This window comes from Candidatus Cardinium hertigii (assembly GCF_003176915.1).
GTDB lineage: Bacteria > Bacteroidota > Bacteroidia > Cytophagales > Amoebophilaceae > Cardinium > Cardinium hertigii_A.
Genome location: NZ_CP029619.1, coordinates 988131 through 1002320 on the forward strand (window position 1 = coordinate 988131; position 14190 = coordinate 1002320).

General features: G+C 40.0%; 13 protein-coding genes and 4 tRNA genes. 6 read left to right on the forward strand and 11 right to left on the reverse strand.

Features of this window, described 5'->3' with window-relative positions; genetic code table 11:
- Window positions 1–5 precede the first annotated feature (5 nt).
- The 8 genes from DK880_RS04080 to DK880_RS04115 all read right to left on the reverse strand — a co-directional run bounded on the left by DK880_RS04080 (window position 6) and on the right by DK880_RS04115 (window position 4951).
- A complete protein-coding gene (locus tag DK880_RS04080) occupies window positions 6–2099 on the reverse strand; it encodes a penicillin-binding protein (RefSeq protein ID WP_204082257.1) in 2094 nt (697 codons plus the stop codon).
- Between the two features lie 2 nt (window positions 2100–2101).
- The gene (locus tag DK880_RS04085) at window positions 2102–2488 is read right to left on the reverse strand and encodes an FtsL-like putative cell division protein (RefSeq protein WP_109997527.1); all 387 of its coding nucleotides are present in this window, start codon (window positions 2486–2488) and stop codon (window positions 2102–2104) included.
- Window positions 2489–2686: 198 nt separating this feature from the next.
- Entirely contained in the window at window positions 2687–3313 is a 627-nt protein-coding gene (locus DK880_RS04090) for an LbetaH domain-containing protein (protein WP_109997528.1), read from the reverse strand.
- A gap of 157 nt (window positions 3314–3470) precedes the next feature.
- A tRNA-Arg gene (locus tag DK880_RS04095) sits at window positions 3471–3543 on the reverse strand.
- 67 nt (window positions 3544–3610) lie between these two features.
- Window positions 3611–3685, reverse strand: a tRNA-Pro gene (locus DK880_RS04100).
- Between the two features lie 37 nt (window positions 3686–3722).
- Window positions 3723–3812 (reverse strand) — tRNA-Ser (locus DK880_RS04105).
- 91 nt (window positions 3813–3903) lie between these two features.
- Complete coding sequence (locus tag DK880_RS04110; RefSeq protein ID WP_239302518.1) at window positions 3904–4848, reverse strand: site-specific tyrosine recombinase; 945 nt, start codon at window positions 4846–4848, stop codon at window positions 3904–3906.
- 26 nt (window positions 4849–4874) lie between these two features.
- Window positions 4875–4951: transfer RNA gene (locus tag DK880_RS04115), tRNA-Asn, on the reverse strand.
- A 175-nt stretch (window positions 4952–5126) separates the two neighbouring features.
- Between DK880_RS04115 and DK880_RS04120 the strand changes: the two genes are divergently transcribed.
- The 6 genes from DK880_RS04120 to DK880_RS04145 all read left to right on the forward strand — a co-directional run bounded on the left by DK880_RS04120 (window position 5127) and on the right by DK880_RS04145 (window position 11134).
- On the forward strand, window positions 5127–5726 hold the full coding sequence (locus tag DK880_RS04120; protein ID WP_109997529.1) for a 1-acyl-sn-glycerol-3-phosphate acyltransferase: 600 nt from the start codon (window positions 5127–5129) through the stop codon (window positions 5724–5726).
- A gap of 229 nt (window positions 5727–5955) precedes the next feature.
- Window positions 5956–6732 carry a nucleotide exchange factor GrpE gene (locus tag DK880_RS04125; RefSeq protein WP_109997530.1) on the forward strand — a complete coding sequence of 259 codons (777 nt, stop codon included), beginning with the start codon at window positions 5956–5958 and terminating at the stop codon, window positions 6730–6732.
- A gap of 8 nt (window positions 6733–6740) precedes the next feature.
- Window positions 6741–7871: a molecular chaperone DnaJ gene (gene dnaJ / locus DK880_RS04130; RefSeq protein WP_109997531.1), complete on the forward strand. Its 1131-nt coding sequence runs from the start codon at window positions 6741–6743 to the stop codon at window positions 7869–7871.
- A gap of 36 nt (window positions 7872–7907) precedes the next feature.
- On the forward strand, window positions 7908–9644 hold the full coding sequence (dnaX, locus tag DK880_RS04135; RefSeq protein WP_109997532.1) for a DNA polymerase III subunit gamma/tau: 1737 nt from the start codon (window positions 7908–7910) through the stop codon (window positions 9642–9644).
- A 307-nt stretch (window positions 9645–9951) separates the two neighbouring features.
- Window positions 9952–10173, forward strand: coding sequence for a hypothetical protein (locus tag DK880_RS05255; RefSeq protein ID WP_162534195.1), 222 nt, complete (start codon window positions 9952–9954; stop codon window positions 10171–10173).
- Window positions 10148–11134, forward strand: coding sequence for an ankyrin repeat domain-containing protein (locus DK880_RS04145; protein ID WP_162534196.1), 987 nt, complete (start codon window positions 10148–10150; stop codon window positions 11132–11134). Before DK880_RS05255 ends, DK880_RS04145 begins: the two co-directional genes overlap by 26 nt.
- Window positions 11135–11188: 54 nt before the next feature.
- Here the strand turns inward: DK880_RS04145 and DK880_RS04150 are convergent, their stop codons facing one another.
- From DK880_RS04150 to DK880_RS04160, 3 genes are all read right to left on the reverse strand, one after another.
- Window positions 11189–11740, reverse strand: a complete 552-nt coding sequence (locus tag DK880_RS04150) for an HD domain-containing protein (RefSeq protein WP_162534197.1) — start codon at window positions 11738–11740, stop codon at window positions 11189–11191.
- Between the two features lie 44 nt (window positions 11741–11784).
- The gene (locus DK880_RS04155; protein WP_162534198.1) at window positions 11785–12705 is read right to left on the reverse strand and encodes a hypothetical protein; all 921 of its coding nucleotides are present in this window, start codon (window positions 12703–12705) and stop codon (window positions 11785–11787) included.
- A 96-nt stretch (window positions 12706–12801) separates the two neighbouring features.
- A complete protein-coding gene (locus DK880_RS04160) occupies window positions 12802–13998 on the reverse strand; it encodes an FAD-dependent oxidoreductase (protein WP_162534199.1) in 1197 nt (398 codons plus the stop codon).
- Between the last annotated feature and the right edge of the window lie 192 nt (window positions 13999–14190).

The following is a 14190-nucleotide window of genomic DNA, read 5'->3' on the forward strand; positions in this document are numbered from 1 at the left end:
GGTTATTATTGTATGGTAATAGTAATAGATCGATTCGCTTCTATTTTCTGATAGGGAGGGAGCGATTGTTTGCATACATTGCCTTGTATCGGTCCTACTACGGTAACTTCTAACCCATGCTTTTCTAGTAAAAAGAGGGCATCCCGTAGTTGCATGTGCAATACATTAGGAACTTCTTGAGTGGAGGATACTTCCCTAGCAGGTTGACAGGTAGCATGCGCCGCAGTTACAGCTATGGTTCCCCATGATACCCCCTTCTGTAGGGTAGTAGGGAGCGGCAGCTGTAGGGATTGGTATAAGAAAACCAATTCATTGATAGCGCCCTTATTGGAAAGTTGCAGCGGTTTGGTTGCTTGGATTCCCCCTAAACCATTAATGGGAATTCTTGCTTGCAAGTCTTTGCCTGCTAGTCTATCTGCGATATCCTTAAAGATAGGGGCCGGTACTTCTGCCCCAAAGCGTGTTTTTTCACCTTGGGGACTGTCTACCATAATAATACAACTATAGCGGGGATTATTCGCGGGGAAATAACCGGCAAATGAGGTAAGGTGATTATTGGTATAGCGTCCATTTACTAATTTTTCTGCGGTTCCTGTTTTGCCAGCTATTTTATAAAACCCATGTTTAATGCGCTGGGCAAGGCCCCTTTCCACGGTTCCTTCTAGCATAATTTTAAGCTTACCTAATGTTTCCTCTGAACAAATCTTCTCTTTTAAGGTAACAATGGGCGTGCGTTGAATGGTTCCATCCGCTGTTTGTATAGATTGCACCAACCTAGGTTTAACCATTTTGCCCTTATTGGCAACGGCATTGTACAATGCCAAGAGCTGCAGAGGGGTTAGTTGAATATTGTAACCAATGCTTAACCAAGGCAGGGTAATAAGGCTCCAGGATTTACTTTTAGGGGTAACCATATAGGGCCTTCCTTCCCCCATTAATTCAATACCTAGCGGCCGGTGTAGATTCAGCTGTTCAATATAATTAATGAATTTCTGAGGATTTGTACCAAATTGTTGTTGGGTAACTAGGGCAAAGCCCACGTTAGAAGATTTTTCAAACAACTCCTGTAGGGTAAGCAGGCCATACCCCCCTTTTTTTACATCACGCATCCAGCTATTATAGAATTTAACCTTCCCCTCACCGGTATCAATAGGTTCTGTGAGCGCCCATCCTGTTTCTTCTAATAAAGCCAGCATGGAAACCAATTTAAAAATAGAACCCGGCTCTATACTACCCTGATGTCCTACTGCATAGTTATAGGCTTCTATGTATTTTCCGGATGGCATGCGGGATAAATTTGCCATAGCTTTGATAGCGCCTGTAGCTACCTCCATGACGATAGCGCAACCATGTTGGGCATTGGTTTGCTCTAGGACAGTTTGCAAACTATTGTGTGTTACATCCTGTAATTGAATATCAATAGTAGTAGTAATATCGCCCCCATGCATAGGCTGTACCGTAGTATGTCCCTCCACCGGTTTCCAATTTCCGCCTGTTATTTTTTGGTAGAGCGCTTGTCCATTGCGTCCACTGAGCCATTTATTAAAAGCATATTCTAAGCCAGTGCTAGCTGTTTCTTTATGGGTTCCAATAGTTCTTCTAGCTAATTCTTGAAAAGGGTTATAACGTTTATATTGTTCCTCAAAAATTACCCCCCCTTTAAATTTTCCTTGCCTAAAAATAGGCCATTGCAACATTTTTTTCTTCTCCTGGTAGGTAATGCATTTCCTATTTAGGCATACATATTTGCGTTTTGCGTTACGCGCCTCTGTGATGCGCATTTTGTAGTAAGTTGGGGGAGCGTCTCCATAAAAATCAGCTAATTTTTGGCTAAGCGGCACGATTGCTTGTTGAAAGAGTGCTTCTGAAACGATAGTAGGATCCAATGCAACGGTATAGAACGGCAGAGAAGTTGCCAGTAGGGAGCCATCATCCGCATAAATGTTTCCACGAGATGCGGCAATAGGTTTATAAGCCAATTGCGTAGTTTGGACACGATGATACCATATACCTTTTTGTAAAAACTGCAAATAAATTATTTTCCCTGTGATAACTAGCATAACCAGCACTACTGACAGCAGGGTTACCCTAGCACGCAATACTATATCTTTGGGGGCTGCCATTTAGGGAAAACGGAGGGTTTGATTGTAATGATATAAGGCGGTATGCTGCTTTCAACGATACCCAAAGGTGCTACACGTTTGGCTATGGTTGATTGTTTGCTGTGTAACATGTAGTTGGATTGTAGGCGCATATATTTTACCCGAAGGTCATCTACGATAGGCTGCAGCTGGTTGATGGTATATATCATTTTTTCATGGTAGTGTGCATTCCAAATATAAAACAATCCCAAAAACAAAAGATACAACAGCCGACGGGCATAATGCGTAGCAATGCGTTGACGTAAAGCAACGTTCAAATGAAAAACCTGCGTTAGCCAACCGAATAAAGTTGTGTTTTTAATAGGCTTATAAGTATTTTCTTTCATACGTATGCTATAGCTATTGAATGCATCCTAACCCCATTTGACCTTCCCAGATTTCCCGTCTCTTCTATAATTTTATGCCATACCAGTCTGCTATCCGGATAATAGTACCTATAGCAGCTGCTTGTCTTTTGCTTAAGGAAGAATACCGCATACATGCTGTATGAATCATGCTATGCTTGCTGCATAAAAGTAGTAGCTTTATAGCTGCACCCCGCTTTTTACATTGGTTGTAACAACCGCAGCAGGACGAATAGAAGCAGCTTCTCCTATGGTTACCCCAGGCATAATCTTAGCACCCATTCCAATGGTAACCCGCTCTTTTATTGTCACCTCTTCCCCAATAATACTACCCGCACCTATGCTTACCCAATCATGGATAGTTGTTTGTGGTTCAACTATAACACCATTATATAGGATGGTATAGTTTCCTATGGTTACCTCTGCTGCTAAGCAGACCTGAGCACCTATATAGTTGCCTGCACCCAATTGCATAGCATGGGTTATAGTAGCGGAGGGATGGATGGCAGAAATAGCGGTTGATTTTATTTGTGCTGTTTTTGTTAAATAGTTTAAGCAATATTGTCTTTTCTTAGGATCCCCATGGGCTAGGAAGAAGGGAGATGCTTCATGGAGTAGCGTTAAGAACGCTGGATCATTTGTACTACCTAAAATGGGGACCCCTTCTATTTCTGTGCGGTGCCATTTTTCTGTATCCTCTAGGATGCCATAAACGACTAAGTTATTTCTTTGAAAGATATCCAAGGCACCCTTTGTAAGCTTGCATAGACCAAAAATAATGATCCCCTTATGCATATAATTTAGCATATGTATATTTTTTCCTGTTATTTTTTTCTTTCTTATGGCTTCCCATTACCAACCAATCAGCTAACAATTTTTTTAAAGGCACATTGCTTGGGTTTTGTTATGTTGCGTAGGCGCTAGTAGCTTTTTAGCTGTAGTGTATAGGTGAATAAGAGCAATGTGATTCCGGAAGGATTCGAACCTTCAACCTACTGCTTAGAAGGCAGTTGCTCTATCCATTGAGCTACGGAACCGTACCATACAACTTTCTTTCTATTGCGCCTTTCCCTAATCCTAAGGAAGGGGAAGGGAAGAAGTGCGTCGGGGCGGCAGGATTCGAACCTGCGACCTTCTGCTCCCAAAGCAGACGCGATAACCGAGCTACGCTACGCCCCGTATAATTACACAGTTCTATATAGGTAATACAAATGTGCGGATGGAGGGGGATTCGAACCCCCGGTACAGAATAAACCCGTACGGCAGTTTAGCAAACTGCTGGTTTAAGCCACTCACCCATCCATCCCTACGAACGCCTTACGTATACTGGACGTTCATAACTAGTGGTGAATTTACTAAAACATAACGAAAATAGAAAAACAGTATAATTCGATCCGCTATACGCTTTCTAACGTTTGGTTTCTTGGATGATACATTTGCATCACTTGTTTAAGGTAATCTTTATCTAGATGGGTATATATTTCAGTAGTAGTAATAGAGCTATGTCCTAGCATTTCTTGTATAGCACGCAGATCGGCACCTCCTTCTAGCAAATGGGTAGCAAAAGCATGCCTAAAAGCATGCGGACTCACTTCTGCACGGATACCGGCCTTTCTTGCTACTGTTTGTACCATTAAGAAAACCATTACTCTGGTTAGGCCCTTTCCTCTTCGGCTTAGAAAAAGGCAATCATGGTATCCTGGTTTAATGGTTTTATGTGTACGTATATCTTTTATATACAAGGAAATATACTTTAGTGCTGGGGCGCCAATGGGCACCAATCGTTCTTTATTGCCTTTGCCTATAATACGTACAAAGCTTTCTTCGAAATAGATATGGCTAATGGGCAGTGTGACCAATTCAGAAACGCGCATGCCTGTACTATACAAGGTTTCTATAATAGCGCGATTGCGTATGCCAATGGGTGTGCCATCTTCTATTGTCTTTAGCATCGTGTCGATTTGCATGGGGGATAGAATAGTAGGGAGGGAGCGACCCAGTTGCGGGTGTTCTATATGCAGCAGCGGGTTTACCACGGGATGCTCCAGCGCTATAAACCTATAAAAACTACGCAATGCGGACAGTAATCTTGCTTGGCTAGCAGCTTGTATGTTAGCTGTATGTAATGTTTCTAAAAAGGCACGGACATGTAAGGGCGTAACAACAAGTGGAGAGAGGCGTTGTTGTGCTATAAACTGTGCAAATTTCCTTACATCAGTTAAATAAGCTATAATAGAATGTTCAGAAAGCGAACACTCTAAACGTAAATAAATTGCGAATTGTTGTAGAAATATTTTCCATTCATCTGTCATATAACCATAGGAAACCCTTATCTCCCTCATTTTTCTGTAAGGGCGCAAACCTTAGGTGGCTCCCCCTGCAGGACTCGAACCTGCGACCCTTTGATTAACAGTCAAATGCTCTAACCAGCTGAGCTAAGGAGGAATTTCGCACATGCAATTTGCTCATTTTTTTGGATAAAACCAAAATTATACCCTACTACTATGCCCTTTTATACGCTTTTTAGTTTATTTAGTACTTTTACGCTAAAGCTGAGTAGTCAAAAAATAAAACAAAGATACTTATATTTGTTTTAATTGATTTAATATATTGAATTCACATGAGGTATAGTATAAGCCGTTTACTGGAGAGGTGGGCACAAAAGTTAGCCATTGCGCTGGTACATCGGTTAGGTTGGAGCATACACAACCTATCCCATCCAACAGTTAAGAAGGCAGTTGTCGTATTGGCGCCGCATACTAGCAACTGGGATTTCTTTTACGGTATGTTATTTAGATTTAGTTGTCCCTCTCTACCCATTAGATTTGCGATTAAAAAAGAGGTGATGTTTTTCCCACTTTCCTACCTTATGAAGGCATTAGGTGCTATTCCTATAGATAGAAGCGGTCAGCAATTAGGTAAAAAGCAATCCAGTAGGGTAACTTTTATGGTAGAGTTGTTCAATAGAGCGGATAAACTTTTATTAATCATTGCGCCAGAAGGTACAAGAAAGTGCGTAAGGCGTTGGAAAACAGGGTTTTATAGGATAGCTGAAGCAGCCAATGTTCCCATTATTTTAGGATACATAGATTATGCACAAAAAACGATGGGATTGGGCCCTTTTTTTTATCCTACAGGTAATATAGAAACAGACATAGCAACCATACAAGATTTTTATAGGCCCATATCTGGTAAACATCCGGAGCAGGGGGTACGTTGACAGCAGGCGATGGGGACCGATTTGTTTTTGGGAGAGGAGGCGTAGCGCGTTAACTATTTTTTGCGGTACCAGGCATTGGCTTTTGAAAAGAGGAAGCGTAAACCAGAACATGTAGTAAGAAAATTGTATATTTCGTGCTAATTAACCTAGGTTATAAGTTTACGGGGTTATAGCAGTTAGAGCTGATTTTACAATATTAGTATTACTTTATATAACACATTATAGTATTATGATAGAGCAAGAAGAAATGGGCACCAAGCACACAGGTTGTTGTGACGGGTCAGGTAGGCAGGACGATACAGGTTGTTGTGACGGGTCAGGTAGGCAGGACGATACAGGTTGTTGTGACGGGTCAGGTAGGCAGGACGATACAGGTTGTTGCGGCGGGTCAGGTAGGCAGGATGATTCAGGTTGTTGCGGCGGAGGGATGATGGAAGATGATGGCGGTTGTTGTAGGGGAGATTCGGTAGAGGATGCGTCAGGTTGTTGCGGTAATATCCTTGATTCAGAGATCCCAGATGGCTCTCAGGAGGCGCATTTAGAGTCAGATTCATTGGAGCAGCTTCAAAAGATAGTAGAGGAGATAAATGACAAATATATTCGTCTTTATTCTGAATTTGATAATTTTAAGAAACGTACTGCTAAAGAGCGTATGGCGCTTATAGACAAAGCCAACGAACAAGCGCTGAAAGAGCTTTTGCCTATTATAGATGATTTTGAGCGTTGCCTTACTGTTTTACAAAAAGACAAGGAAGTTGTACAGCAGGCCACACAGGAAGGTATTCAATTGATCCACGATAAGCTAATGCGCTTCCTGCAAAAGTTTAACGTGGAAGGGATGCAATTAGAACCAGGCACTCCATTCAATGCTGATTTACATGAAGCGATTATGCAGCAAGTTGTAGAGTCGGAGGAGATGAAAGGGAAGATCATCTCAGTAGTAGAAAGCGGTTATTTGATTAATACCTATGTATTGCGATTTGCTAAAGTTGTAATTGGAGTATAATTTTTACAATGGAAAAAGATTATTACAGTATACTAGGCATAACAAAGCATGCCACAGCTGATGAGATTAAAAAGGCTTATCGTAAGATAGCCATGCAATACCATCCTGATAAAAATCCAGGAAACAAAGCTGCGGAAGAGAAATTTAAAGTTGCAACAGAGGCCTATGACGTTTTGAGTAACCCAAGAAAGAAAGCAAAGTACGACCAATTTGGTGCAGAAGGGGTACAAAGTGGAGGTAGCTATGAAGGTCATTTTTATGAAGGTGACCTGAGTGATTTGTTTGATAATTCACCCTTTGGAAGTTTTTTTGGGGGGGGGAAGCATGCAGGTCGGAAGGAGCGGTATGGGGAAGATTTACGTATAAAAATCAAGCTAACCCTTAAAGAGATTGCCAATGGTACGGAGAAAAAGGTAAAAGTTAAGCGTTACATGAGCTGTGGTACATGTAGTGGAAGTGGAGCGGAAGGGGGAACTGCTATGGAGACGTGCGGTGCCTGTCAAGGGAAAGGTAGTGTACGTAAAGTAACTCAGACTTTACTAGGGAATATGGTTACAGAATCTACTTGTGGCCGTTGTTGTGGTATGGGGAAACAGATCAAGACACCTTGTAGCAACTGCCAAGGGCAAGGCAGAAAGTTAATGGAGGACCTTATTACCTTTGAGGTACCGGCAGGCGTAAGAAAAGGTATAGAGCTTACCCTACGCAACAAGGGGAATGTTCCACCGCGTGGCGGAATGCCAGGCAATTTAATTATTCAGGTGGATGAGGAGGAAGATGACTATTTAAAACGGGAAGGGAATAACATTTGCTATACGTTGCACATCAGTTTTGTAGATGCAGTGTTAGGTTGTGAAATGGAAGTTCCCACTTTATATGGCAGTGTTCGGGTAAAAATTCCAATGGGGACACAAAGTGGGAAAGTACTTAAGTTAGGTGGGAAAGGAGTTCCCAATATAGATGGCTATGGTTTTAAAGGAGATCAGTTGATTTTTGTACAGGTTTGGACCCCGCAAGAATTAACCAAAGAAGAAAAAGAGCTCTTGCTTTCCCTTCGGCATGCGCCTAACTTTATACCCAAGCCCAGTAAGAAGGAACAAAGTTTTTTTGAGCGAATTAAGTCTTTTTTTCAAGGGTAAGCTATACAAACAGCTCTTTTTATAGCAACCATTACGATGAGTCAATTTATAGTTTCTGCGCGGAGATACCGTCCTACTCATTTTAAGGATATTATGGGGCAATCCCATATAACTACTACTTTACAGAATGCCCTAGCGTATGGAAAGCTCGCTCATGCTTTTCTTTTTTGCGGTCCACGCGGTGTAGGAAAAACGACCTGTGCACGTATTCTAGCCAAAGCAATCAACTGTCTACACATTACAGAAGAGCGGGAACCTTGCAACGATTGTAGGCATTGTGTAAGCTTTAGCAGTAGTAATCCTATGAATATCTATGAATTAGATGCCGCTTCTAACAATGCAGTAGAGGATATTCGCGAATTAGTGGATCAAGTACGCTATGTTCCCCAGATGGGCAAATATAAGATATACATTATAGATGAGGTCCATATGTTATCTAATGCAGCCTTTAATGCCTTTCTTAAAACATTGGAAGAGCCTCCTAGTTACGTTTTATTTATATTGGCTACTACAGAACGGCATAAAGTGCTTCCTACTATTCTATCACGTTGTCAAATATTTAATTTTAATAGTATCAAAATAGAGGCTATTGCTGATCAGTTAGCATCCATAGCTATGCAAGAATCTATTGCCTATGAAATGGCTGCCTTACAACTTATTGCACAAAAAGCGGAAGGTGCCATGCGTGATGCACTTTCCATGTTTGATATAATAGCTACAGCTACGGGTCAAAAGGAAACCATTACGTATGCTGTAGCAGCTGCTCATTTGCAACATTTGGACTATGCTTATTATTTTAAATGCACGGAAGCCTTTGTAAGGAAAGATATTCCTACGTTGCTTTCCATTTATGATGCTGTTTTACGTGCTGGGTTTAACGGACGTCATTTTTTAGTAGGGTTGGGCGAGCATTTGCGTAATTTACTAGTCTGTAGAGATCCCGTTTCGCTTCCGTTATTAGAAGTTCCTGACCCCATCAGGCCACAATATGCTGAATATGCTGCTAAATGCAGCATGCATTTTTTATTAGATGCCTTAGCGCGCCTCAATCAGTGTCTATTGCATTACCAAGCCAGTCAGCATAAGAGGCTGCATGTAGAGCTTTTTCTTATTGAGCTAGCAGCAGGCACTCCAACAGTAGTACCTGCTGGAACAGAGGGTACCCCCCAAAAAAAACAGCTTCCCTCTGAACCCAATAGGTGCAAGCAATCCGCTGCAGCGGTGCAGGAAGCGGAATCTTCTATGCCATGCAAAAAACCCTCCAGTAATCCTTTACCAGGCGATAGGGTAATGATACAAGAAGCTGTAACAGAGCGGCTTCCTACTTTAGCAGATCTCAAAAAAACATTAACCGGAACGGAAGCATTGGATACTGTTGTACAGATATCTCCTCTACAAACGAAAAAAACGCTCCCTCTATTGGGGGAAAAGGTAGCAATAGTGTTAGCTGATTATAAAGAATATCTTAAGAATAAGGGAGATTTAGCTGCCTATCAGCTTATGCGTCAGCCAATAAAAGTAGAAGGTAGGGTTATTTCTATTACATTGATTCATCCCGTTCAAGAAGCCATGCTGCAAAAGCTTAAGGGAGATCTTTTAAATTTCCTGGGTGAGGCGTTACAAGATTCTGATATAACCATTCAGGGTGTTTTGGTAGAGGAAGTTGTCCCTAAAAGGCCCTATACGGATCAGGAAAAGTTGAACTATTTAGGTAAAAAAAACGCTGCTATAGCCTTTCTACAAGAAAAATTAAGGTTAGAACTTACGTATTAGGGATGTTGCGCAAAGCATTTTAAGCAGGCGTAAAAGGTCTTTCCATATCTTTAGCCATTGATTTCAGCTGGGTAAAATGAAAATTATCTATAAATTAATGCCTAGTGCATGAAGTATTTTTGCGTAAGTGTTCGCAGCGCTCTCTTCTCTTTAGACTAAAAGTAATGCATTATTGGTTGAATACTTAAGCTCGTTTTATAATTATACGAGACAGTAGCCAGTAGGCTTCCTATTTTATAAAATAAAAAATAGTATTTTACACGGGCATGTTATAAGCAGATACCCTAACAAAAAAATTTTACTAGCTATGCTTATTAAAAACACTTTTTCTCTGTTTTTTTTAATCTTTTGTTGCATCTGTAATGTAAAGCGAAGTAAAGCCAATGTTTGGTATCAAGACAAAGCTTCGGTTTGTAGGGTAGCAGCTGTAGCCGCTCAACAATCCAATAAGGAGGCATGTGCATATGCCAAGTCTTCTTATATAGGGAAAAATAGATGGCCGGTTGCATTATGCAATAGCCAATGCTGATATAGATACTATAACAAGGTTACTTAAACAAAATGTGGATATAAATGCCTATGATGCAAATTACACTACGCCCTTACACCAAGCAGTTTATTATGGTCATATAGCAATCGTCCAACTACTCATTGATAAGGAAGCTGCTATCAATAAACAAATATTGTATAACAATTACTCATCAATACGTGGTTTTACACCGCTCCATATAGCCATATGGAAAAGGGATATAGCCATGGTAGCGTTGCTTTTAGCCAAGGGAGCTGACCCAACCATTACCACAGAAGAACAAACGTGTGGTTGCTGCGATACGCCATTACATAGAGCAGCAGCAATAGGCCAGCTAGATATTGTAAAATTATTGATAGAGAGAGGGGCTGATATAAATAGAGAGAATAAAAATGGATACACACCGCTGCATAAGGCAGTCCAAGCTGGTAATTTACTGATTGCGCAGTTGTTCATAGCTAGAGGGGCTAATGTAAACATAAGAAGGCAAGATCCATGTTGTCAGACCCCACTGACTATAGCTGCTGGGAAGGGAGACCGCATCATGGTACAATTGCTATTGGATAATGGGGCAGCTATAAATGTAATGGATTGGGATTATAGTCGTCCATTGAGTGCAGCCGCTTGTAGCGGTCATTTATCCATTGTACAGCTATTGATTGAGAAAGGAGCCGATGTCAATTTAGGTTGTAGGGATGAAGCTACCCCTTTATATAGGGCCGTTCAATATAGTCACTCGGAAGAAGTCATACAATTTTTAATTGAAAAAGGGGCTACCATAAATGAATACTTATTACATGTAGCAGCAGAGAGAGGCCATTTAAAAATCGTTAAATGTTTGCTTAAGCAACATTGCCCTATCAATAAAACCAATCAGGATGGCTATACACCATTACATATTGCAGCCCAATGTGGGCATGCGTCAATTGTTACCTATTTGCTTAATAAAGGTGCCGATTAGGCGTAGTGGAACAGCTAGGCAGCATTGGATGCAATAGATAACCGCTGCATAAATTTACGAATGGCGTGGTTGAAGCATTTTTTCGCAAATGCGTTCCATTTCTTCTAACCAATGCAGGGGTCCTTTGTTTCTTTTACCCCATGGAATATAAAAAGTTAAGGTTTCTTCCGCTATACGTTGTTGATCTTTCGACTTTTGAACACCCAATGTGCGCAAATTATGCAACCTATCTGCTAGCTTAATTTGTATGACCCTACTATCCTTGCATTTATTTAATAGTTTTATATTTTTATTTTTACTTAATTTCCACTTAAATCCACTGGTATTATAATGGGTAACTGTATCCACTATAGTAGCCACTTCCATTCCATACATCAGTGCTATTTGATTTAACGTAATAGGGGTATCCTCTACAACATCATGCAATAATCCAGCTAAAAGTGTTATAGAATCCTGGGTAACCTCCAGCAATATTGTGGTTACAGTCATCGGATGGGTATAGTAGGGATCCCCCGATTTACGAACAACTAACCCATGGGCATTTTTAATAAATGAAATAGTTTTGATTACAACTTCTTCTGAAAGTGCAGTTACTTTAGGCAACAAAGTTATGAGCTCTTTTTCTTGTGCTAAGCTCTTAGCTGTCTCCGCTAACTTATTTTAACAACCAAATCAGCAGGCTTATAGTTTTTAAAGCGCATCACTTTGTCTCCCTGAATAGGTAATACATAAAGACAAGTTAAACTTGATTCATTTTCTATAATTTCAACATAACCACCATGTGCTTCCGTGATTTGTCTGCTTTCTATTTGGTAAAATGTTTTTGCTGCAGTAGGCAAAGGGGCATTAACCATTCCGGAAACAATATAAACAGGCAAAGCGGTATGTACTATTGTATCCGTACTAAAGCAAAAACACAAAGCAGGTAAAACCAATGGCACTTGATTAGATAATTTATCCATTGCATAACCATACTGTAGTGTAGTGTCCCTAATAGACAAACTTACCATATGATCTATAGCTTGAGCACTTTTGCTAATTTCCCATAAATTTAGCATAATTAAACACTCAAACAATGCTGGATCTGCTGACAGCTGCGTTGTCTTTACCTGGTTCCGCAGCAATAATTGTACAGGTTCTCCTATGGCTTGTATGTGATCCAGAACTTTTAAAATAGTGGACTTAAATGATACGGTTGTTATACAATTTGAATCAAGTTCTATACTATTTTCTATTTTAGATTTCTGCAAAAACAGCTCATGAAAGCCGTGCATGCTTTGCCGAAGCATAGCTATATCCTGGATAAGTTCTTGCTGACCATGTTTAACCAAATAATCATGAGAAGCTTCTAATTTTGCTATCATTTCCTGGAATAATTGATTTCCGTAGTAGCTATCTATTCTGTGACAATTGGCTTTATTATAAATAGCTTCTATTCCAATAGCATGCGCATAATTCCTTGCTAAGTTCATAACCTTGAACTTAGAAGCTGATAGGTCACGTAAATATTTATATGTACCAAACCCTACTACAACAGCTGTAGTAAGGAGCATAGCCAAGACATGCTCCATAGAAAGCATCGTACCATTAAAAAGCCTTACAATGTGTCAATATAATAATAATACATCAAAAGAAATCAGACGAAGTAGCGCAAACGACCGCTATACTTAGACACCTCCATAAAAGAATGCTCTTGCATGGCGCAATATAATAGGAAATAGTTCTTTATTAGGTGTTGCCTTTGTTGCTCCTTTAATAATGGTTCCACCTACAGCACCTACACTATGGCTATCGGTATGCTTAAGATGCTTGGGATAAAATTCAAATAAATATTGTACGAGCTGGCCAGCTGCTGTTTTCCCTTCCCCCATAGGAATGGATAGGATATAATTCAAATTTGCAGGAATTTGATTGTTTAACATAATCAAATGACCTTGGGTAGAAACCATGTCATGGTCATCATTGAGCGCTATAGCACCCAGTCCACTACAGTTGAAAATAAATTTTTCATGGATGTCATTAAATAGTGTAATCTTTCTCAATTCAAATGTAATGTTCGGTTGTTGTTTTAAAAAGTCATACAAATTGCTTAGCATGACTGCTACATCTATAAAAAGACTCTCATCATAAGCTACCAATGCTCTTGTAACGCCATTGTTAAAATCAACTATAACCGGTTGAGGTGGCTGGATGATTTGTCGATGAACAAGAGGTTCATAGTTAGCCATTTCATTTTTAAAATAGGCAGGGAGCAGCTTAGCTCCCTCCTTAAAATCGCTATGCGCTTTACAAGCAATTGTTTTGTAAAACCAATAGCTATCAATCGTTATACCGCTAAGCACTGCTGGGTCTATGCTAGCAACAGCTGTTTCTAATGGTGGTATAAAAAGCGCCCCTGCATAGCATGATGTTATATGATCAAAATGCTCCGCAATAATTGTAATATGCGTATAGCCTCTTTTTTGCAAATAATAAGCGGTATATAAACCCAAAGCCCCTGCACCAATAAGGGCTATAGGGGTGTCTTTTTGCAATTCCCATCTTTCTGCTTGATTAACCAATAAATCAACAATATATTTTGCGGAACCAGGCGCTAAAGACCATCCAAATGTTTCATGCCCATAGTTATGGGCAATAACTTTCTGATTTTTTTCTACTATGCTTATATTGGGTCCGTCTAGCCTGCTAGGTCGATAGCAACAGATAGCATTTCCTAAATCTTCTGATTGTAAGCTAGGAAGTATGATTTTTCTAATTTCTGGCTTATGCATGTCATGGTTCGTTAAATAGTTGGCACAACCATATAGACCCATTAGCATACTACCATAAGCAAGCCTAATTTTTATAGGTAGCTGCTTTATCATCTGTTTCTTCCTGATACAAAGTTTATACAATCCTTTAACAAGCTACTTTCCCTACCTGCTAGGCTATAGCCTTCTTTTTTAATAGCTATTTATAAAATATATTATATAACATTAAAGCAAAAGATTCGCAAACATTCAAACCAAATAAAATAGAATAGAGTAGAATATTTTTGAAAATCCACTACTATGGAA

Excerpts from the sequence above, each read along its gene's own strand:
- DK880_RS04085 (WP_109997527.1), bottom strand. The coding sequence starts at position 2,488 with ATGAAAGAAAATACTTATAAGCCTATTAAAAACACAACTTTATTCGGT.
- DK880_RS04090 (WP_109997528.1), bottom strand. The coding sequence starts at position 3,313 with ATGCTAAATTATATGCATAAGGGGATCATTATTTTTGGTCTATGCAAG.
- DK880_RS04110 (WP_239302518.1), bottom strand. The coding sequence starts at position 4,848 with ATGAGGGAGATAAGGGTTTCCTATGGTTATATGACAGATGAATGGAAA.
- DK880_RS04120 (WP_109997529.1), top strand. The coding sequence starts at position 5,127 with ATGAGGTATAGTATAAGCCGTTTACTGGAGAGGTGGGCACAAAAGTTA.
- DK880_RS04125 (WP_109997530.1), top strand. The coding sequence starts at position 5,956 with ATGATAGAGCAAGAAGAAATGGGCACCAAGCACACAGGTTGTTGTGAC.
- dnaJ (WP_109997531.1), top strand. The coding sequence starts at position 6,741 with ATGGAAAAAGATTATTACAGTATACTAGGCATAACAAAGCATGCCACA.
- dnaX (WP_109997532.1), top strand. The coding sequence starts at position 7,908 with ATGAGTCAATTTATAGTTTCTGCGCGGAGATACCGTCCTACTCATTTT.
- DK880_RS05255 (WP_162534195.1), top strand. The coding sequence starts at position 9,952 with ATGCTTATTAAAAACACTTTTTCTCTGTTTTTTTTAATCTTTTGTTGC.
- DK880_RS04155 (WP_162534198.1), bottom strand. The coding sequence starts at position 12,705 with ATGGAGCATGTCTTGGCTATGCTCCTTACTACAGCTGTTGTAGTAGGG.
- DK880_RS04160 (WP_162534199.1), bottom strand. The coding sequence starts at position 13,998 with ATGATAAAGCAGCTACCTATAAAAATTAGGCTTGCTTATGGTAGTATG.